Here is a 278-nt window from a genome sequence, read left to right as displayed (position 1 = left end):
TGCGCAGCGGACGAGGAGAGATCCAGACCGGTAAAGCCTTCGCGATAGATTTTGTAGATCAGCGTGGTGGTCGCCTGCACCGGCCCGCCGCCGGTGGCGGCATCGATCACCGGGAAGGTATCGAAGAAGGCGTAGATCAGATTCACCACCAGCAGGAAGAAGCTGACCGGCGTAATTAGTGGCAGCGAGAGGTTGAAGAAGCGACGCACCGGTCCGGCACCGTCAATGGCGGCGGCTTCCACCAGCGATTTGGGGATCGATTGCAGCGCAGCGAAGAA

At 60.4% G+C, this 278-nt stretch carries 1 protein-coding gene; it reads right to left on the bottom strand.

Going from position 1 to position 278, the window contains the following annotated elements; genetic code table 11:
* A partial coding sequence (locus tag SB765_RS29275) for an ABC transporter permease subunit (RefSeq protein ID WP_410932441.1) occupies positions 1-278 on the bottom strand: 278 nt, incomplete at both ends.

Source organism: Pseudomonas sp. SIMBA_067, assembly GCF_046534675.1.
In the GTDB taxonomy this organism is placed as follows: domain Bacteria; phylum Pseudomonadota; class Gammaproteobacteria; order Pseudomonadales; family Pseudomonadaceae; genus Aquipseudomonas; species Aquipseudomonas putida.
The sequence above is the reverse complement of the archived record's forward strand: the minus strand, read 5'-3'. Positions and strand labels throughout refer to the sequence as shown.